This window comes from uncultured Roseobacter sp. (genome assembly GCF_947496515.1).
Classification (GTDB): domain Bacteria; phylum Pseudomonadota; class Alphaproteobacteria; order Rhodobacterales; family Rhodobacteraceae; genus Roseobacter.
The window spans coordinates 69,509-89,117 of sequence record NZ_CANMDB010000008.1 but is presented as its reverse complement, the minus strand read 5'-3'; the positions used below and the strand labels follow the sequence as shown (position 1 = coordinate 89,117).

General features: G+C 64.1%; 21 protein-coding genes and 1 riboswitch. Of the genes, 3 read left to right on the top strand and 18 right to left on the bottom strand.

What is annotated here, in order from left to right; translation table 11 throughout:
* Positions 1–44: 44 nt before the first annotated feature.
* The 5 genes from trpB to ihfB all read right to left on the bottom strand — a co-directional run bounded on the left by trpB (position 45) and on the right by ihfB (position 3,009).
* A complete protein-coding gene (trpB, locus tag Q1A53_RS14700; protein WP_299968184.1) occupies positions 45–1,277 on the bottom strand; it encodes a tryptophan synthase subunit beta in 1,233 nt (410 codons plus the stop codon).
* Between the two features lie 129 nt (positions 1,278–1,406).
* Positions 1,407–1,652: an N-(5'-phosphoribosyl)anthranilate isomerase gene (locus Q1A53_RS14695; RefSeq protein ID WP_299968182.1), complete on the bottom strand. Its 246-nt coding sequence runs from the start codon at positions 1,650–1,652 to the stop codon at positions 1,407–1,409.
* A gap of 34 nt (positions 1,653–1,686) precedes the next feature.
* Positions 1,687–2,328 carry a phosphoribosylanthranilate isomerase gene (locus Q1A53_RS14690; RefSeq protein ID WP_299968180.1) on the bottom strand — a complete coding sequence of 214 codons (642 nt, stop codon included), beginning with the start codon at positions 2,326–2,328 and terminating at the stop codon, positions 1,687–1,689.
* A 46-nt stretch (positions 2,329–2,374) separates the two neighbouring features.
* Entirely contained in the window at positions 2,375–2,725 is a 351-nt protein-coding gene (locus Q1A53_RS14685) for a LapA family protein (protein WP_299968178.1), read from the bottom strand.
* Positions 2,725–3,009, bottom strand: coding sequence for an integration host factor subunit beta (gene ihfB / locus Q1A53_RS14680; RefSeq protein WP_299968176.1), 285 nt, complete (start codon positions 3,007–3,009; stop codon positions 2,725–2,727). The genes Q1A53_RS14685 and ihfB overlap by 1 nt, the downstream gene beginning before the upstream one ends.
* Before the next feature lie 326 nt (positions 3,010–3,335).
* On the opposite strand from ihfB, the gene Q1A53_RS14675 reads away from it, so the two are divergent.
* On the top strand, positions 3,336–3,947 hold the full coding sequence (locus tag Q1A53_RS14675; protein WP_299968175.1) for a chemotaxis protein CheB: 612 nt from the start codon (positions 3,336–3,338) through the stop codon (positions 3,945–3,947).
* Between the two features lie 91 nt (positions 3,948–4,038).
* Here Q1A53_RS14675 and rpsA read toward each other — a convergent pair whose 3' ends face one another.
* The 13 genes from rpsA to miaB all read right to left on the bottom strand — a co-directional run bounded on the left by rpsA (position 4,039) and on the right by miaB (position 17,231).
* Entirely contained in the window at positions 4,039–5,721 is a 1,683-nt protein-coding gene (gene rpsA, locus Q1A53_RS14670) for a 30S ribosomal protein S1 (protein WP_299968173.1), read from the bottom strand.
* A 227-nt stretch (positions 5,722–5,948) separates the two neighbouring features.
* Positions 5,949–6,482 carry a hypothetical protein gene (locus tag Q1A53_RS14665; protein WP_299968172.1) on the bottom strand — a complete coding sequence of 178 codons (534 nt, stop codon included), beginning with the start codon at positions 6,480–6,482 and terminating at the stop codon, positions 5,949–5,951.
* Positions 6,483–6,585: 103 nt separating this feature from the next.
* Positions 6,586–7,200: a (d)CMP kinase gene (locus Q1A53_RS14660; RefSeq protein ID WP_299968170.1), complete on the bottom strand. Its 615-nt coding sequence runs from the start codon at positions 7,198–7,200 to the stop codon at positions 6,586–6,588.
* Positions 7,201–7,209: 9 nt separating this feature from the next.
* The gene (gene aroA, locus Q1A53_RS14655; protein ID WP_299968167.1) at positions 7,210–8,562 is read right to left on the bottom strand and encodes a 3-phosphoshikimate 1-carboxyvinyltransferase; all 1,353 of its coding nucleotides are present in this window, start codon (positions 8,560–8,562) and stop codon (positions 7,210–7,212) included.
* Between the two features lie 78 nt (positions 8,563–8,640).
* Entirely contained in the window at positions 8,641–9,342 is a 702-nt protein-coding gene (locus Q1A53_RS14650; RefSeq protein WP_299968164.1) for a tRNA (guanine(46)-N(7))-methyltransferase TrmB, read from the bottom strand.
* A gap of 41 nt (positions 9,343–9,383) precedes the next feature.
* Positions 9,384–10,565, bottom strand: coding sequence for a methionine adenosyltransferase (gene metK, locus Q1A53_RS14645; RefSeq protein WP_299968161.1), 1,182 nt, complete (start codon positions 10,563–10,565; stop codon positions 9,384–9,386).
* 4 nt (positions 10,566–10,569) lie between these two features.
* A riboswitch (SAM-SAH riboswitch) is annotated at positions 10,570–10,619 on the bottom strand.
* Between the two features lie 39 nt (positions 10,620–10,658).
* Positions 10,659–12,194 carry an apolipoprotein N-acyltransferase gene (gene lnt, locus Q1A53_RS14640; RefSeq protein ID WP_299968158.1) on the bottom strand — a complete coding sequence of 512 codons (1,536 nt, stop codon included), beginning with the start codon at positions 12,192–12,194 and terminating at the stop codon, positions 10,659–10,661.
* Entirely contained in the window at positions 12,194–13,090 is an 897-nt protein-coding gene (locus Q1A53_RS14635) for a hemolysin family protein (RefSeq protein WP_299968155.1), read from the bottom strand. Before Q1A53_RS14635 ends, lnt begins: the two co-directional genes overlap by 1 nt.
* Before the next feature lie 36 nt (positions 13,091–13,126).
* Complete coding sequence (ybeY, locus tag Q1A53_RS14630; RefSeq protein ID WP_299968152.1) at positions 13,127–13,639, bottom strand: rRNA maturation RNase YbeY; 513 nt, start codon at positions 13,637–13,639, stop codon at positions 13,127–13,129.
* A gap of 51 nt (positions 13,640–13,690) precedes the next feature.
* Positions 13,691–14,707, bottom strand: coding sequence for a PhoH family protein (locus tag Q1A53_RS14625; RefSeq protein WP_299968149.1), 1,017 nt, complete (start codon positions 14,705–14,707; stop codon positions 13,691–13,693).
* A gap of 115 nt (positions 14,708–14,822) precedes the next feature.
* A complete protein-coding gene (locus tag Q1A53_RS14620) occupies positions 14,823–15,131 on the bottom strand; it encodes a hypothetical protein (protein WP_299968146.1) in 309 nt (102 codons plus the stop codon).
* Between the two features lie 16 nt (positions 15,132–15,147).
* Positions 15,148–15,660 carry an OmpA family protein gene (locus Q1A53_RS14615; RefSeq protein ID WP_299968438.1) on the bottom strand — a complete coding sequence of 171 codons (513 nt, stop codon included), beginning with the start codon at positions 15,658–15,660 and terminating at the stop codon, positions 15,148–15,150.
* A gap of 245 nt (positions 15,661–15,905) precedes the next feature.
* A complete protein-coding gene (gene miaB, locus Q1A53_RS14610; RefSeq protein ID WP_299968143.1) occupies positions 15,906–17,231 on the bottom strand; it encodes a tRNA (N6-isopentenyl adenosine(37)-C2)-methylthiotransferase MiaB in 1,326 nt (441 codons plus the stop codon).
* A 111-nt stretch (positions 17,232–17,342) separates the two neighbouring features.
* On the opposite strand from miaB, the gene Q1A53_RS14605 reads away from it, so the two are divergent.
* Entirely contained in the window at positions 17,343–18,215 is an 873-nt protein-coding gene (locus Q1A53_RS14605; RefSeq protein ID WP_299968140.1) for a hypothetical protein, read from the top strand.
* Positions 18,216–18,487: 272 nt separating this feature from the next.
* Complete coding sequence (locus tag Q1A53_RS14600; protein ID WP_299968137.1) at positions 18,488–19,609, top strand: efflux RND transporter periplasmic adaptor subunit; 1,122 nt, start codon at positions 18,488–18,490, stop codon at positions 19,607–19,609.

Genomic DNA, 19,609 nt, shown 5'->3' with positions numbered 1-19,609 from the left:
AGGCCTTTCTGCCGACAGGGGAACCCGGTCGCTGCGATGTGCTGTCAGGCGAACTCGCCCATCTCGAACCCGAGCGCCTTGGCCACGGTGAATATGTCCTTGTCGCCCCGTCCACACATGTTCATGCACAGGATGTGATCGCGTGGCAGATCGGGCGCAATCTTGAGCACATGGGCCAGTGCATGGCTCGGCTCCAGCGCGGGGATGATCCCCTCCAGCTCGCAGCATAGCTGGAACGCCGCCAGCGCCTCCTTGTCGGTGATCGAGACATACTGCGCGCGACCGATGTCATGCAGCCAGGCGTGCTCCGGTCCGATCCCCGGATAGTCCAACCCTGCCGAGATCGAGAAGCCTTCGAGGATCTGCCCGTCGTCGTCCTGCAAGAGATAGGTGCGGTTGCCGTGCAGCACGCCGGGTCGCCCGCCGGTGAGGGAGGCGCAATGCTCCATCTTCTCGTTGACACCTTTCCCACCGGCCTCAACGCCAATGATCTGCACATCCGGATCGTCGAGGAAAGGATAGAACAGACCCATGGCGTTCGATCCGCCCCCGATGGCCGCAATGACCGTATCGGGAAACCGTCCTTCGGCGGCCGTCATCTGCTCGCGCACTTCCTTGCCGATGATGGCCTGAAAATCGCGCACCATGGCAGGATAGGGGTGCGGGCCTGCGACCGTCCCGATGCAGTAAAAGGTATCGCGCACATTGGTCACCCAGTCCCGCAGCGCATCGTTCATCGCATCCTTCAGCGTACCGCGACCGGAGGTGACGGGGACTACCTCTGCACCCAGCAGCCGCATCCGGAACACGTTGGGCGCTTGCCGCTCCACGTCATGCGCGCCCATGTAAACAACGCATTTCAGTCCGAATTTCGCGCAGACCGTGGCAGTGGCAACCCCGTGCTGGCCCGCCCCCGTTTCGGCGATGATGCGGGTTTTGCCCATGCGGCGCGCGAGGATGATCTGACCCAGGACGTTGTTGATCTTATGCGCGCCCGTATGGTTGAGCTCGTCCCGCTTCATATAGACCTTGGCGCCACCAAGGTGGTCGGTCAGGCGCTCCGCCAGATACAAGGGTGAAGGCCGACCCACGTAATGGGTCCAGAGGTGGTTCATCTCCGCCCAGAAAGCATCATCCGTCTTGGCGCGCTCATATTGCTCTTGCAGTTCCAGAATGAGCGGCATCAGCGTCTCGGACACAAAACGACCGCCGAAATCACCAAAGCGCCCGTTTTCATCGGGGCCGTTCATGAAGGAATTGAAAAGATCGTCTGGCATGGCGCACCTCCGCTGGCTACCCGCCGGTGGTAATCCAGTGCGCCCATGGAAACAAGGGACCCAAGGCGGATCGATCCGCCTTGGACCGCGCCCGGACGACCTGTCGCAGGTACCGGACATCGCGCACCTTCAAGGGCCTTCGAAGGCCCTTACCCGCGTGATCGGCAAGCGATTACAGAAGATCACGAAATATCGGTTATTCTCGACCGCCTGATATCCGCGCCGTGTGAGTTCCGCCTCAAATGCGCGTCGTCCGACGAGCCGTTCCACATCGCGCACCTGGCGTTTGACAACACCGCCCTGTGCCGCCTCGCGCGACGTGAAAATCTGGTTCAACCAGATTTGCGGAGTGAGATGATCGGGAAGTGCCGCCATCCGATCAGGCTGGCCGATTCTGGTAAAGACCGGATTAACCAGCGGCCGAGACAAACGCCCGCATCAGTTCTGCATCCTTCTGGCCCGGGGCGCTTTCCACACCGGAGGAGACGTCGACCTGACGCGCAGCTGTCATCGCAATAGCCTCGCCCACATTGTCCGGCGTCAGCCCTCCGGCCAGCATCCACGGTACCGGCCAGCGCCGCCCGGCGATCAGTCGCCAGTCAAAGCTGAGCCCGTTGCCGCCTGGCAAGGGCGCCTCCCGCGGCGGCTTGGCATCCACCAGGATCTGATCCGCCGCGCCAAAGTAGCGCTCCAACAGGGCCAGATCCGCTGTATCCGCGACCCCAACGGCCTTCATGACCGGCAGACCATAGCGCGCCTTGACCTCCTCCACACGCCCGGGCGTCTCTGCTCCGTGCAACTGGAGCATGTCGAGCGGCACCTGATCCGTCAGCGCATCGAGAAACCCATTGTCCGCATCGACCGTCAGGGCGACCTTGGCAAGTCCGGGTGGTGCGGCCACTGCGAGTTCGCGCGCCGCCTCAAGCGACAGGTGACGCGGTGATTTCTCGAAGAAGACAAAACCGGCGTAGGCCGCCCCGGCCGCGGCCGCGGCATCGAGGTCGGCGCGTGTTCTCAGCCCGCAAATCTTGACGGTGGTCTTCTGGTCCATGCGCATCTTTGATCACGCATCATCGGCCACCACAAGCGCCGCTGGTTCAGCTTGCTTCTTCCAGAAGCGCGAGGACCTCGTCCTTGCCGGCGTGTTTCTCGCCCTTGAGCCGCGCAACCTCACGCTCCAGCCTGCGCATCTCGCGCGCCTGACGGGCGGCTTCGGCGCGTTGCCCGTGTTCGCGGATCCATTCCCACACAAAACCGATGAGCAAACCGGCCACGATGCCACCGAAAATCACGATGAAAAGGGGCAGCTGTATCTCCGGCGTGACAGAGAACCATCCCGCCACTTCCGCCGGGATCAATTGCAACGCGACCATCTCGCGGTTCGCGAGGGCCACAGTAATCAGGGCGATGCCGAAAATAGCGATGCAGGCGTAGCGAATGTAGCGCATCAGGCTTTCCCGTTCAGACGATCACGCAGCAGCTTGCCTGTCTTGAAAAACGGCACATGCTTTTCCTCCACATGAACCGATTCACCGGTCCGCGGATTGCGACCGACCCGGGCATCGCGCTTCTTCACCGAGAACGCGCCGAAGCCCCGCAACTCAACCCGGTCACCGCGCGCCATGGCACCGGTGACTTCCTCGAAAATGGTGTTGACGATACGTTCCACATCCCGCTGGTACAGATGCGGATTTTCATCGGCGATCTTCTGGATCAGTTCGGAACGGATCATGGCAGCACCCCCTTTTCAGCAATCAGCGCTTTTGCCGCGCCGCTGGGGCCGACTATAGGAACATTCGCCCCTTTCCGAAAGCCACGCCATTCCGCCGAACACAGGTTTTTTGACCCGAAGGTTCTGTTTTGGCGCGATTTTTCGCGCATATATTCGCCGCCGGGTCTTCGGCTGCCGGTGCTGCGGCGCGGCGTCACGGCTTGATTCGGCTCTGCCTGCGCCGATCAACTGGCGACCGTGCGGTGCCCTGTGCAAAGACAGCAACAGCTTGTTTCTTTATGGTACAGCGGTAGGGTATGATGACCGCTGTCAAAGAGGACCGTCCCATGTCCACAACCCCGACCCGATCACATGTGGTCGCTATCGGCGCCTCGGCCGGTGGGCTCGACGCGATCCGAACTCTGATCGCCGAGCTTCCCGAAGGGCTGGCCGCGCCCATCGTGATCGCGGTCCACAGCGCGCCGGATTCGCGACTGACGGAGATCCTGAAAACCAGGAGTGCGCTGAACATCAAGCGCGCCGAGGATGACGAGCGACTGAACAACGGCTGGATCTACATCGTCCCGGGCGCCACCCACGCCTTTTTCCGCGGCGGCGATCTTCGGCTGTCCAAGACAGTGAAGAATTCCGGCTTCCGCCCCTCCATCGACGCGCTCTTCATGACGCTGGCGGCCGAGCACGGCGACCGTGCCATCGCGGTTGTCCTGTCGGGCAACATGAACGACGGCATGCGTGGCGCCCAGGTGATCTACGACATGGGCGGCATGACGGTCGTGCAAAGCCCCGATGAAGCGGGATTTTCCAATATGCCCAGCAACGTGATCGCCGCGGACCACCCCAAGGAGATCATGACCGCACGTGATCTCGGCCGCTGGCTGCGCGACAAGATCGGTCCGGAACCCAAGCAAAAGGCAGAGGCCACCGCGGACAGCGACTGAACCCCGATTGCCAAGCGCGCCGTGTTCCGGCAAGAAAAAAGCCCCGCAGCAGACTGCGGGGCATTCCTCATTTCAGTGAAGCGTCAAGCGCTCAGTCGTCGCCTTTGTTGAGCGCGGCACCCAGGATGTCGCCCAGCGATGCACCGGAGTCCGAGGAGCCGTACTGTTCCACGGCCTCTTTCTCTTCGGCGATCTCGCGTGCCTTGATGGACACGCCCAACCGGCGGGATTTATTGTCCACATTGGTGATGCGCACGTCGACCTTGTCCCCGACAGAGAACCGCTCGGGGCGCTGCTCGGCACGGTCGCGGCTGAGGTCGGAGCGACGGATGAACGACTTCATGCCTTCGTACTCGACCTCGACGCCGCCATCCTCGATGGCCGTCACGGTCACGGTCACGATGGAGCCGCGCTTCACGCCGCCCACCGCTTCGGCGAACTTGTCGCCACCCACGGCCTTGATCGAGAGCGAGATGCGCTCTTTCTCAACATCCACTTCGGAGACCACCGCCTGAACGACATCGCCCTTGCGGTACTCCTGAATGGCTTCCTCGCCGCGCTGGTCCCAGCTGAGATCGGAGAGGTGGACCATACCGTCGATGTCGCCGTCGAGACCTACGAACAGACCGAACTCGGTGATGTTTTTGACCTCGCCTTCGACCTCTGTGCCCTCTGGGTGCGTTTCTGCAAAGACTTCCCATGGGTTGCGCATGGTCTGCTTGAGACCAAGAGAAACACGGCGCTTGGCGCTATCGATTTCCAGCACCATGACTTCCACTTCCTGAGAGGTGGACACGATCTTGCCGGGATGCACGTTCTTCTTGGTCCAGGACATCTCGGAGACGTGGACGAGACCTTCGACACCGGCTTCCAGCTCAACAAACGCACCGTAATCGGTGATGTTGGTCACGCGGCCCGTGTGCGTGCTGTCGAGCGGATACTTCGCGCCGACCAGATCCCATGGATCTTCCTGCAGCTGCTTCATGCCGAGGCTGATACGGTGGGTTTCCTTGTTGATCTTGATGACCTGCACCTTGATTGTCTCGCCAATCGACAGGATCTCGGACGGGTGGTTGACCCGGCGCCAAGCCATGTCGGTGACGTGCAGCAGGCCGTCGACACCGCCGAGGTCCACAAACGCACCGTATTCGGTGATGTTCTTGACCACACCGTCCACGGTCTGACCTTCGGTCAGGTTGCCGATCACTTCTGCGCGCTGCTCGGCGCGGCTCTCTTCGAGGATCGCGCGACGCGACACAACGATGTTGCCACGGCGGCGGTCCATCTTGAGGATCTGGAACGGCTGTTTCAGACCCATCAGAGGGCCCGCGTCGCGTACGGGACGCACATCGACCTGCGAGCCGGGCAGGAAGGCCACGGCACCGCCGAGATCAACGGTAAAGCCACCTTTGACACGACCGAAGATCGCGCCTTCAACGCGCTGCTCGTCCGCATAGGCTTTTTCCAGACGATCCCAGGCTTCCTCGCGGCGGGCCATCTCACGGCTGATGACGGCTTCGCCGCGGGTGTTCTCCACCTGGCGCAAAAAGACCTCGACCTCATCGCCCACATCGATCTTGGGCGCCTCACCGGGGTCTGCAAATTCCTTGAGTTCGACGCGGCCTTCCATCTTGTAGCCGACATCGATGATGGCCTGGCCCGCTTCGATCGCGATCACCTTGCCTTTGACAACGGACCCTTCGGTGGGCGTGTCCATTTCGAAGCTTTCGTTCAGGAGGGCTTCGAATTCCTCCATCATTTTGTCTTGAGCCATGAAGCTGTGCGTTTCCTTTTACGTTTTGATCTGGCCGTGCGGTTGTCTCCGCCGGTCTTTTGCGAATTGTGGTCGGGACAGGGGTATTTCCAAATGGCAACAGGGCCGACATTGCCGACCCTGCCCGTATTCCGTGTCGCGCGGCTGTCCCGCCGCTCTGACAGCCGCGTCTATAGACTGCGCTGCCCCCTGCTGCAAGCCTTCATATCAAGGCGCTCGGAGGTCTGTCAGAGCGATTGACCCTTGCGCAGCTCTTCCAGCAGTTCGCGGTAGATACCGCCTGAATCGCCCCCACCAAAGACCTGCGCGCCACCCGAATAGCTTTGACCATAGGTGCGCGCCACATTGACCGTCTGCACCATAGCCGACAGGAACTGGTCCTGCTCGAGCGGGCTCAGCGGATGAATAAACACGCCCCAGAGCCGCCCCTGCGCCACCGCATAGCGCGCGTCGAGCGCACTGTCGAAATTGGCCTGCATCATGCGCATCAGCTCTTCGGGCTCCAGCCCTTCTGCAGAGCGGATCGGCACCATGGCGCGCATCCGGTCTGCCACCGGATCGGTGACAACGAGAACAGGAATGTCATCGACGGTGAATTCGATGGCATTGCCGCGCGGGCTGGCGTCTTCGTCAATGGCGAGGATTATCTCGGTCAGTCGCGCCAGCGTCATTGGCGGTTCTGCGTCAGGGCCCGCGTCCTCTTGTGCGCTCGCCATGCTTGCAAAGCCGATCAGCGTCAGCGTCAGAAATAGATGTTTCATTGAAAATGCCCTTTCGCCTTGTCTCGGCACAAAGACTAGGCGCAGCCCCGCACAAACGCCAAGCACCCTTTGGTGAGCGTGTTGCAACAATCGCGCGGATGGCTCAGCGGCGGGCCTCCACGACCGCGATGGCTGCTGCGATCGCTGCATCGACGCTGAGGCTGGAGGTGTCGATCTCGATGGCATCGCTGGCGGGCACAAGCGGTGCCGTCGACCGCTCCCTGTCGCGCGCATCCCGTTCGCGCACATCGGCCAGCACGCCCGCGCGCGTCACATCGGCCCCGGCCTCGCGCAGCTCCGCAAAGCGCCGTTCGGCGCGGACCTCGGCGCTGGCTGTCACGAAAAGCTTCACCTCGGCGTCGGGGCAGATCACCGTGCCTATGTCGCGCCCGTCAAGCACCGCACCACCCGCCCGGCGGGCAAAACTGCGCTGAAAGGCGGTGAGCGCCGCGCGCACCTCCGGGATGGCGGCCACACGGCTCGCCGCCTGTGCAACCTCGGCACTGCGCAGGCCGGAGGCTGCGAGATCTGCGGCCGTCAGCGCTCGCGCCGCGGCTACCGCATCCGATCCCGCCAAGACCTGCGCGCCTACCGCGCGGTACAAAAGCCCGGTGTCCAGATGCGCAAAGCCGAAATGCGCTGCGACCGCCCGCGAAATCGTGCCCTTGCCCGCAGCGGCAGGACCGTCGATCGCAATCGTGAAAGGGCCGGTGCTCATCGCGGCCTGTCAGCCCGCCGCGCGGCGCAAATCAGCGCCGAGACGCGTCATCAGCGGCTCGAAGATCGGGAAGGAGGTCGCAATCGGTCCGGCATCATCGACCGTCACGGGCTGCCGGGTCGCCATACCGAGGATGAGAAAGGACATGGCGATCCGGTGGTCCAGATGGCTCGCACAGGTGGCGCCGCCCGGCACGTTGCCATGCCCCAGCCCCGTGACCGTCCACCAATCGGGGCCGTCCTCGACCGTGACGCCATTGGCGCGCAGGCCCGACGCCATGGCGTCGATCCGGTCGCTTTCCTTGACACGCAGCTCTTTGACGCCGTGCATCACCGTCTGGCCTGCCGCAAAACTCGCCACGACCGACAGCACCGGGTATTCGTCAATCATGCTCGCCGCGCGCGCGGGCGGCACCTCGATGCCTGTCAGATCGGGGGAGAACCGCGCGCGCAGGTCTGCTACCGGCTCGCCCCCCTCTTCGCGCTCGTTCTCGTAGGTCAGATCCGCGCCCATTTCGCGCAGCGTGGTGTAGAGCCCCGCCCGCGTCGGGTTCAGACCGATGCCCGGTACCAGCACGTCCGAGCCGGGCACGATCAGCGCCGCACAGACCGGAAAGGCCGCCGAGGAGGGATCGCGCGGCACGTCGATCCGCTGCGGGGTCAGTTCCGGCTGACCAGTGAGCGTAATGACACGGCCGTCCTCCGTCTCTTCGGTGGTGATCTCGGCGCCGAAACCGCTGAGCATCCGCTCCGTGTGATCGCGGGTCGCCTCCGCCTCGATCACCACAGTCTTGCCGGGCGCGTTAAGCCCCGCAAGCAGCACGGCGGATTTGACCTGCGCAGACGGCACGGGCACCTCATAGCGCACGGGCAGAGGGTCTTTCGCCCCCACAATCGTCATGGGCAGACGTCCACCCGCGCGCCCAACGGCCTGGCAACCGAAGAGCGCGAGTGGATCGGTGACCCGTGCCATGGGCCTGCCGTTGAGCGAGGCATCGCCGGTAAAGGTCGCACTGATCGGGGAGGTCGCCATCGCCCCCATGATCAGCCGCACGCCGGTGCCGGAATTGCCGCAGTCGATCACCTGATCGGGCTCGGCAAAACCACCGACACCGACCCCGTGCACCGACCAGTTGCCGCCGCCCTCGTCTGTCACCTCCGCACCGAAGGCCCGCATCGCTTTCGCGGTGTCCAGCACGTCCTGCCCTTCCAGAAGCCCGGAAATGCGCGTCTCGCCCACGCAGAGCGCACCGAGGATCAGGGAGCGGTGGGAAATTGATTTGTCGCCCGGCACCTCGGCGCGGCCCGCGAGCGGCCCTGCGGCATGGGAGGTCATGGGAACGGGCGCGCCGTGGCTGGACATGGGCTTACTCTGATTAGGTCTTTGGCGCGGGACTTACCCGCTCGGCCTGCGAGGGTCCAGCCCCGACGGGCGCGCGGCTCAGGTCCTGCGAAAGGTCAGATAGTGCGGCGTGCGCCCCTCGCGCAGGGCCTTTTGCTCATAGCGGGTGGGGATCCAGTCTTCCCAGGGGACGCGCCAGTCGCCCGGACGCTCGGCCAGCCACTCGAACCCGTGGCGCGGCACCTCCTCCAGGGTCTGGCGGACGTAGTCCTCAATGTCTGTGGCCACACGAAAGATCGCACCGGGTCGCAGCACGCGTGCGAGCGGCTCCAGATGCTCTGCCGTGACAAAGCGGCGACGGTGGTGCCGCGTCTTGGGCCAGGGGTCGGGGTAGAGCAAAAACGCCCGGTCGATGCTTGCGCCGGGTAGCACATCGAAGAGATCGCGCGCGTCTCCGGGATGTACCGCGAGGTTGCTCACCGCCGCGCGCCGGATCTTGCCCAGCAGCATGGCGACACCGTTGATGTAAGGCTCCGCCCCGATGATGGCGGTGTCAGGATTGCCCGCGGCCTGATGCACCAGATGCTCACCACCGCCGAAGCCGATCTCAAGCCAGACGGGCTTGCCACCAAATCGCACGGCCAGATCCAGCGGCACCCGCTCCGGGTTCTCCTCCCAGCTCACAGGGCCGGGGGAAAGATGCGCGAGGTCCTCGGCCAGATAGGTCCGTTGCGACGCCTTGAGGGTTTTGCCCTTCAGGCGGCCATAGAAGTTGCGGCGGGGGCGGTCTTTTTGGCTCATGGGCGGGCTTTACCGCCCTGTGACCGCCGCCGCAATCCCGCTCAGACGGCGCTCTTGAGCGCGTCCACCAGATCCGTCTTTTCCCAGCTGAACCCACCGTCCGCATCCGGTGCGCGGCCAAAGTGGCCGTAGGCTGCCGTGCGCTCGTAGATCGGCTTGTTGAGCTGCAGATGCTCGCGGATGCCACGGGGCGTGAGGTCGATGACACGGGGGATCGCCCGCTCGATGGCGCCATCGTCAACGTCGCCAGTGCCGAAGGTGTCGCAGTAGATCGACAACGGCTTGCTGACCCCGATGGCATAACTCAACTGGATGGTGCATTTGCGCGCCATGCCGGAGGCCACCACGTTCTTGGCCAGATACCGCGCCACATAGGCCGCAGAGCGGTCCACCTTGGTCGGATCCTTGCCGGAGAATGCGCCGCCGCCGTGCGGGGCTGCCCCGCCGTAGGTGTCCACGATGATCTTGCGGCCCGTCAGCCCGGCGTCACCGTCGGGTCCGCCGATCACGAAGGTGCCGGTGGGGTTCACCCACCATTCGGTATCCTCCGTGATCCAGCCCTGAGGCAGGACCTCGCGGATGTAAGGTTCCACGATGGCGCGGATGTCAGATGACGTCTGGCTTTCGTCCGCGTGCTGCGTTGACAGCACGATGGAGCTGACGCCCACGGGCTTGCCCTCTTCGTAGCGTACCGACAGCTGGCTTTTCGCATCGGGACGCAGCGTGGGCTCCGTGCCATCCTTGCGCACCTCCGCCAAGCGACGCAGCACCGCGTGGGCATAGTGGATGGGGGCCGGCATCAGTTCGGGCGTCTCATCGGTGGCGAAACCGAACATGATCCCCTGATCGCCTGCGCCTTCGTCCTTGTTGCCGCTGGCGTTTACGCCTTGCGCGATATGGGCTGACTGCTCATGCAGCAGGTTGGTGATCTCACAGGTGGCGTGGTGGAACTCCTCCTGCTCATAACCGATGTCCTTGATGCAGGCGCGGGCGATCTCCTCGATCCGGCCAATGTATTCGCGCAACGCCGACTTATCCGCGAGCCCCACCTCGCCGCCGATCACAACGCGGTTGGTGGTGGCAAAGGTCTCTGCCGCGACACGCGCCTGCGGCTCTACGCTGAGAAACGCATCGAGCACGGCATCCGAGATCCGGTCGCAGACCTTATCGGGGTGGCCCTCGGAAACGGATTCCGAGGTGAAGATATAGTTTTTTCGGGACATGGGTCGCTCCGTTAGGGTCTCGCCCGCCACGTCAGGAAGCCGTTGTGGCAGGTGTCGGGCGTCAATATTGTCGGTCTCGCCCCGGGTCAATCGTTAATTAGATCGAATACGGCGCAACCATGACGTGCTGAGACCTATGAGCAACAAGAGAGCCAAAGGTAAATCGCCCGTACGGCTGTAGAGGGTTTTTGGCAACGGGGCGGGCAGTGGCGCGTCGATGAAGCCCTGCTCCCCCAGTGGCAGCGCGCGCAGGATTCGGCCGTAGGGATCAATCATGGCAGACACACCTGTATTGGCCGCCCGCATCAGCGGCAGCCCCTGTTCGATGGCGCGCATCCGCGCCTGGGCCAGATGCTGCTGGGGCCCTGCGTATTGGCCGAACCAGGCGTCATTGGTGATCTGGATCAGGAAATCGGGACGCGCTGGCGCGCCGTTCACATCATGGGCAAAGACCGCCTCATAGCAGATCAGCGGCAGGCCACGGCCCAATGCGCCAAAATCCAGCGTCCGCGGACCGGGCCCGCGCTGAAACCCGGTGGCCGATACCTGCGCCAGCCCGGTCAACCCCAACCGCTCGGCAATCGGGGACAGGGGAATGTATTCCCCGAAGGGCACCAGATGGTGTTTATCGTAGATCTGGTCCGGCGCGCCCCCCCCGGGCAGCAATACCAGACTGTTAAAGAGCCGCTCACCCGGACGTCGCAACACACCGACAGCCACCGCGCGCCCGCCAGCCGCGGTGCGGATCTGCGTCAGTGCCTCATCGGCCCCCTCATAGGTCCAGGGTATCGCCGTCTCTGGCCAAACCGTCAGCGCTGGCAGCGGGGTGCCCGGCTCCGGTGCTGCAGCGGTCAGCGCAAGCTGCGTCTCGAAGAACCCAAATGCATGCTCCGGCTGCCATTTCAGGTGTTGTGCCGCGTTGGGTTGGATCAGCCGCACGGTGTGCTCGGTCAGCGGCGCAGGCGGCTTTCCCGGCGGCAGGTGCAGCCCGAGCGCGACAAGCCCCAGCAACACCGCCTGTCCCGCGCGCATCACCCTGGCGCGCAGCCGTGGCACCGGCAGAGAGACACACCAGGCACACGACAAGAGCCACAGGGTCATCCCATGCGGCCCGGCCATCGACAGGCCCTGCCCCGCGGCACCGTCCACGAGCACCTGTGCAGGATTGGCCCAGGGAAAGCCGGTGAAGACGTAGGCCCGCGCGAGTTCCGCCGCTGTCCACGTCAGGATCAGCGGCCAGCTGCGCCGCGACAGCCGCCGCGCAAGGTAAAACGCCAGCCCCCAGAAAAGCGCCAGACCCCCGCTGAGCAGGACCAGCGCAAAGGGCGCCATCCATCCATGCCGATCCGGGTCAACCTGAAAGGGCTGCAGGATCCAGACCAACGCGACGGCAAAGTAACCCAGACCCATGCACCAGCCGATCCGCCCTGCCGCACGCGCGCTCGGCTGGCGGCGCAGCATCACAAAGCCCAGCACCAGCGCAAGGAACAGCAGTATCGGCAGATCGTAGGGCGCCTGCCCCAAGGCGCCGACGCCCCCCACCGCGGCTGCCAGCACCGACCGCGCGAGCGCGCCGCGTTCCGCATACCATCCCCGCGGAGCGTAGCCCCCCGGGCGGGCCTGCGGCATCAGCTGCTGCGCGGGGTAGCGCGGACCCGCAAACGTTTGATCCGACGAGGATCCGCGTCGATCACCTCGAATTCCGGGCCATCGGGGTGAACGACGACCTCGCCGCGGGCAGGCACGTGACCCGAGAGCATGAAGACCAGGCCGCCCAGCGTGTCGATCTCTTCTTCATCCACCTCGTCATGATCCGTGAGCGACCGGCCGATCTCCGCCTCGAAATCCCGCAGCGGTGTCTTGGCCAGCGCCAGATAGTTGCCCGGTTTCTCCTCGGTCCAATACTGACCTTCGTCCACGTCGTGTTCATCTTCGATCTCGCCGATCACCTGCTCGATCAGATCCTCGATGGTGACCAGCCCGTCCACGCCGCCGTATTCGTCGATCACCAGCGCCATATGCCGTCGCTCCGCCTGCATCTTGGTGAGGAGGACGCCGATGGTCATCGAAGGCGGCACAAAGACCAACGGCCGCAGCATCGCACGCAGATCGAAATCATGCGCGCTGCCGTTGAAGCCGTGGTGCAGCGCCAGATCCTTGAGATGCAAAAGACCCACGGGCGTGTCGAGCGTGCCTTCGAACACGGGCAGCCGCGTCAATCCGCTTTCCTTGAAAACCGCCACGACTTCCTGCAATGGCGCGCCGACCGATACGGCCGTGATGTCGGCCTTGGGCAGCATCACATCCTCGACCCGCATGCGGCGCAGGTTGATCATGCCGTGAGTTGGCGGCGGGGCGTCCGTCTGCTCCTGCCGGGGGGGCTGTTCGGCGTCCTCTCCGGGGCTCAACGCCTCGATCACGCGGCTGAAAAAGCCGCCCGGCCTTGACGCTTCGGGGTCTGAGGGGGGTGCTGTCTCGGCATGCGCGCGCTGCGCTGCGTCGGGGTGTCCGTCGGTGTCGCCCATTGGGTCCTGTGTCAGATTGGCAGGGTGCTGTGCCGTTCAAATCCTATATGGGTCATTCAGACCCATTTTGCCAAGTATTTCAATCTCAAGCTGTTCCATCACCGCAGCATCGGCGTCGTCGATATGGTCATAGCCCAAAAGATGCAATATTCCGTGAACGACCAGATGGGTCACGTGGTCCGCCAGCGGCTTGCCCATCTCGGCGGCTTCGCGCGCGCAGGTCTCGTAGGCAATGGCGATATCACCAAGAGCCAGAACGCCCTCCGGGTCCGGTCCGGGTGGCAGCGGACGGCCGCCGGGGGCCTCGGGGGCAAGGTCTTCCGCAGGCCAGCTGAGCACATTCGTGGGCGTGGGCTTGTCACGGAAATCGCCGTTCAGTGCGGCGATCCGAGTATCATCGCAGGCAAGTACCGATATGCTGGCAGGCGCGCCATTCAGACCCAGCCAATCAAGCGTGGCGGCCGCCGCCCTTACACAGAGATCCTCCAGCGGCAGGGTCTCCCACTGGGGCGCGTCGATCGCGATCTCCAGCAAAGGCTCAGTCGACACCGGCTGCGCCCCTCCGGAGCGTTCGGACACGCCAACGCGCACGGATGCCGATCATGCAGGCGGTGTCTCCGCCTCGTAGGCCTCAATGATGGCAGCCACCAGCGGGTGGCGCACGACATCCTTGGACGTGAAGTAGTTAAAGCTGATCTTGGGAATGGTCTTCAGCAGCCGCTCCGCATCCGCCAACCCCGAGGAAACACCCCGCGGCAGATCGATCTGCGTACGGTCGCCGGTGATCACCATGCGGGAGCCTTCGCCAAGACGGGTGAGAAACATCTTCATCTGCATGGACGTGGCGTTTTGCGCCTCGTCGAGCACCACGAAGGCGTTGCTGAGCGTGCGGCCGCGCATAAAGGCCAGCGGGGCAATCTCGATCTGCTTTTCCTCGATCAGCTTGGCCAGCTGCTTGCCCGGCAGAAAATCGCCCAGAGCGTCGTAGAGCGGCTGCATGTAGGGATCGACCTTGTCCTTCATGTCGCCGGGCAGAAAGCCCAGACGCTCGCCAGCCTCCACCGCGGGGCGGCTGAGGATGATCTTGTCCACCTGGCCGGAGAGAAACATGGACACGCCCACCGCAACCGCTAGATAGGTCTTACCGGTCCCCGCGGGGCCGATGCCGAAAGCCAGTTCATGGTCGAACAGCGATTGCACATAGGCCTTCTGCGCATCCGTCCGCGGTTCCACGCGTTTCTTGCGGGTCTGGATCTCGATGCGGTTGCCGATGGGCATCTCCATCTGATCCCCGTCGAGCACGCCGGTCGCCTCCTCAAAGGGTCCCATGCGCAACTCGCGGTCCACATCCGCAGCCTCCACCACACGGCCTGTCTCCAGCCGGGCATAGAGCGCGTGCAGCACCCGCATCGCGTCGGTCTGCGCCGCAGTCTCGCCCATCACCGCCAGTTGATTGCCGCGCCGCACGATCTGCACGCCGAGCGCCTTTTCAATCTGCGCGAGATTGGCGTCATAGGCGCCGCACAGATCAATCAAAAGCCGGTTGTCAGGGAATTCGACCGTGCCACCGGGGGCTGCGGTCACTGTGTCTGTCAAACTTGGGTCGCTGGCGGCCAATCGCTGCTCCTCGGACATGCGTTCGGCCCAACGGTGCCAATTCCCCCAGCCTGGCGCAAGCGCCACAGGCCGAAATTCGCCCCGCTTCTTGAAAAAAGACGCCCGCAGTCAGGCGTCAGAAGGGATCGCCGATGATCTCGGTGCCGCCCGCCTTGAAATCGCCGACCGTCTGGGTCGGCGGCGCCACGCCGGAGCACACCGGCTTGCCGGTCGTCCGATCGAGCCGGGCCGACAGGTAGCCTTCAAGCCCATCGTCGATAATCCAGTGGTCGCAGCCGTTGGGGTCGACCCAGATGCCCGCCTGCAGATCGAGCAGATCCTTGGCGTCGGGGCCGCGGTCAAAGGCCTTGTCGGAGCCAAGCTCGGCGCAGCCCGTGAGGGCTAGTGTCCCGCATAGGAGCACGGTGGAGGAAAGATGTCTCATGGGTGTGGCCCTTCCATCACTCAATGCAGGTGATTTCAACGCGGCGGTTCTGAGCCCGCCCGGCGCTAGTGTCATTGGTGGCCACGGGCTGGCGTTCGCCAAAACCGCGTACATCCGACACGATTGCCCCCTGCCCGCGCGCGATCTGCGCCACAGCCCGCGCCCGCGCCACCGAAAGCTGCATGTTGTAGGCATCCGAGGCTGTGCTGTCCGTATGTCCGGTGATCACAAAGGCACTTGCCCGCGATCCGGCAAAAAACTCGCTGAGCCGCGCGCGTCCACCGGAACCAAGCCGTGCGCTGTCCACGGCAAAGAACTGATCCGAGGTCATCACCGCACAAAGGTTGGCCTCGCGGCAGACCGGAATGCCGTCGCGGGTGACATGCGGGGTCATGAACCCTTCGACACCATCATCCATCACCCAATGCTCGCAGCCGTCGGGATCGACCCAGATGCTCGGCACGTATTGTCCCTTATCGAGCCCCTCCTGTGAGGCCGTCTGCGCCCCGGCACCGCCGCCTGCCACCATCGCGGATGCGGCAAGGACCACGCCCATTGCACGGCACCACGCGCCGCAAATGCTTTTCTTCACAGTCACTTCCCCCCTCACGTGCGGCGCTTTTCTGCCGCGGTCGACGACCAAGGCCATCGCACTGATTAGGAAGTAGTAAGAGTTTTAAGCATATTCGCGCAAGCGATACGGTGGTTTGTCGCCGACTGCGCATCACTACGCCGGTAAACGTGCCATTTCGGCCTCTGTGTGCACAGCGCGCGTTACCGTATCGTCACCGCCGCGAGGGAGTTGCGCTTGCTCTGAGTGATTCGCACCGGAACAAGATCGCCAACCTGTGCCGAGGATTGCTCGATATGCACCGCGTGCAGGTGATCGGACTTGCCCAGCATCTGGCCGGGCGCCCGGCCCGGCTTCTCCACCAGCACATTGACCTCGCGGCCCACCATCGCCTCCTGAACGGCGGTCTGGTGGCGGGTGATCAACGCCTGAATGCGCTGCAACCGCTCATCCGCGACCGCTGGATCGACCAGCGCCCGCTCCGCCGCCGGGGTGCCCGGGCGTGTGGAGTACTTGAACGAATAGGCATAGCCGTAGCCCACAGCGTCGATCAGATCGAGCGTGGCCTGAAAATCCGCCTCGGTTTCTTCGGGAAAGCCCACGATGAAATCCCCCGACAGGACGATGTCGGGCCGCGCCGCGCGGATCCGCTCGATCAGGCGCAGGTAGCTCTCGGCAGTGTGGCTTCGGTTCATCCGCTTGAGAATCCGGTCCGAGCCCGACTGCACCGGCAGATGCAGATAGGGCATCAGCTTTTTGCAGCTCCCATGCGCCTCGATCAGATCATCGCTCATGTCATTGGGGTGCGAGGTGGTAAAGCGGATGCGCGCCAGACCGTCGATCTCGTTCAGCGCCCAGATCAGCTGTGCGAGGCTCCACTCCCGGCCATCTGGCCCTGTGCCGTGATAGGCGTTGACGTTCTGGCCCAACAGCGTGATCTCGCGCACACCGCGGTCGACCAGATCGCGCGCTTCCTCAAGGATGCGGCTGACCGGCCGGCTGGTCTCGGCACCCCGTGTGTAGGGCACCACGCAGAAGGCGCAGAATTTGTCACAGCCTTCCTGCACCGTCAGAAAGGCCGCGGGCGCGCGCCTTCCCTTGGGGCGCGTGCGCAGCGTGTCGAACTTGTCCTCCGCCGGGAAATCGGTGTCCAGCGCCTTGCGCCCGTCGCGCAGCTTCGCCTCCATCTGCGGCAGCCGGTGGTAGGATTGCGGCCCCACCACCAGATCGACCGCAGGCTGACGGCGCATGATCTCCTCGCCCTCGGCCTGGGCCACACAGCCTGCCACCCCGATCTTGAGATCCGGCTTGTCGACCTTCAACGCCTTGAGCCGCCCCAGCTCCGAATAGACCTTTTCGGCCGCCTTTTCGCGAATGTGACAGGTGTTCAGCAGTATCATGTCGGCCTCTGCCGCGACCTCGGTCTGCTCATAGCCCTGCGGCGCCAGCGCTTCGGCCATGCGCTCGCTGTCATAGACGTTCATCTGGCAGCCGTAGGTTTTCACAAAGAGCTTTTTCGGCGCGGTCATGGCAAGGGATCCGGTGACTAGGGGGTGCCCAGCCAGTAACAGCCGCCGCCGCCGCTTGCAATCGCGCGCCGCCTGGCCAATTCTGCGGCCTCGATCCCGGCGGAGCCTGCCATGCGATACCACGACATTGAGCATTTTCTCTCCGCCGCGCTCCCGGCGCTGCAGACCGGACCGGTCGCCGTGATCTGCGTCGAGGATGAGATCGAGGTCACCTCGACCTTGCGCCATCACCTGCGTCTGGGGTTTCGCTGTGTGATCGCGCTGATGCCCAAAGGCTTCGACCTGCCCGAAAAGGACGCCCTGCAGATCCACCGCATCGACCATGACACGACCGCCGATGGCAGCTTGCAGACCGGCGTCAACCGGCTGGCCGCCGCTGCACCGGGCGTATGGATGTTCTACTGCTACAACGCCGAATACCTCTTCTTTCCGTTCTGCGAGACCCGCAGCATCGGCGAGATGCTGGACTTTCACGCGGGCGAACAGCGCCAGGCGATGCTGACCTATGTGATTGACCTATACGCCGACGATCTGGAGGCAGCGCCGCATGCAGTCTGCCGCACACGGGCGCATCTGGACAGCGTGGGATACTACGCGCTCGCACGCACGGAGCAGGACGCGCGCAACCACACGCCCAAAGACCGGCAGTATGATTTCTACGGCGGGCTGAACTGGCGCTTTGAGGAACACGTGCCCGCCTGGCAGCGCCGGATCGACCGGATCAGTCTTTTTCGGGCGCAGCCCGGGGTTATCCTTCGGTGGGACCATGTTTTCTCAGAGGAGGAATACAACACCTACGCCTGCCCCTGGCACCACAATCTGACTGCCGCGGTCTGTTCCTTTCGCACCGCCAAGGCACTGCGCCGAAATCCGCAAAGCGCGGCTGCGATCCCGACGTTCAAATGGCAAAACTCGGTCCCTTTCACCTGGGGTGCCCGGCAACTGCTTGATCTGGGGTTGATCGAGCCCGGTCAGTGGTTTTGAGCAATCCCGGCGAGGGGCGCTGCTTGCCGCGGCCTGAACCTGGGTGGCGGGCCCGGCGCCGAACGGGCTGACACGCAGGCCAACAAGCCCTTAAGGAAACTGCCGTCAGACCCCCTTTTTCAAGCACATCCGACACATCGCGCCCCACCAAGAAACCCGGGCATCCGGGGTAGCACGGATGCCACTTGCAAACAGTATTGTGTTGTTTGAATCCACTCCGAATGTGCTAAGTGCTGGGCTAAGATGACAGATCCGGCGGAGACGGCACAATCATGAGATGTTTTTCTATGCCGCGGCCGGTGCGCACCCTGATGCTGGCGGGGTGCCTGTCGCTGCCGGTCGCACCGCTATTGGCACAGGGTGGACCGGCAGCCGTCGGCACCGAAACCGTCGAGGTTCAGGCCATCGCAGAGACCGTTCCGCTTTTCGCCGAGGTTGTGACCTCACGCGAGGGCATTATCGCCAGCCGGATTGCGGGCACAGTCGACACCGTTGCCGTGCTCGAAGGGGTCACCGTCTCCGAAGGTGAGATCCTCGCGGAGCTTGACACCGAGCTGCTGAACATCCTCGCCCAACAGGCCGAAGCGGGTCTGGCAGAGGCGCGCGCGGGCATCGCCACGGCCCGGGCACGGGTGGACCGCAGCACCAACGCGCTCGCCCGGATCGAGGGGCTGCGCGACACCACATCCTTCTCGACCAGCCGCTTTGACGAGGCGCAAAGCGACTTTCTGGAGGCGCAAGGTCAGCTCGCCGAAGCTGAAGCGCGGGTCAAAACCGCCGAAGCCACAGCCGCGGAGGCACGTTATCAGCTCGACCGCGCGCGGATTACCGCGCCCTACGCGGGCATCGTGCTGGACGTGAACGTCAACCCCGGTGAGTTCATCAGCTCCGGCGCGCCGGTAGTCACCTTGCTCGACACCCAGTCCTTCGAGGTGGAGGCAAGCGTCCCCTCCCGCTACATCCGCGTGCTGGAACCCGGGCTTGAAGTGAGCGGTGTCACCGAAGCGGGCGAAGAGCTCGATCTGGCCGTGCGCGTCATCCTGCCCGTGGAGAGCACCGCCACCCGGACCCGGCCCGTGCGCTTCACCTCGGCGGGCCTCGCCGGGCTCAACACCATCGCCATCGGCCAGTCCCTGACCGTCTCGATCCCGATCAGCGCCCCGCGCGAAGTATTGTCCGTTCCCAAGGACGCGCTGGTGCAGGCGCGCGGCGGCTGGACCGTTTTCGTGGCCGAAGAAGGGGCCGCACAGCCCCGCACGGTCGACATCGGCGTGGCCCTCGGCGACCGGTTCGAGGTGCTGAACGGGCTGGCCGAGGGCGATGTGGTCGTGACCCGCGGCAACGAACGGCTGCGCCCCGGCCAACCCATCGCCCCGATGGGAGCGAGCAACTAG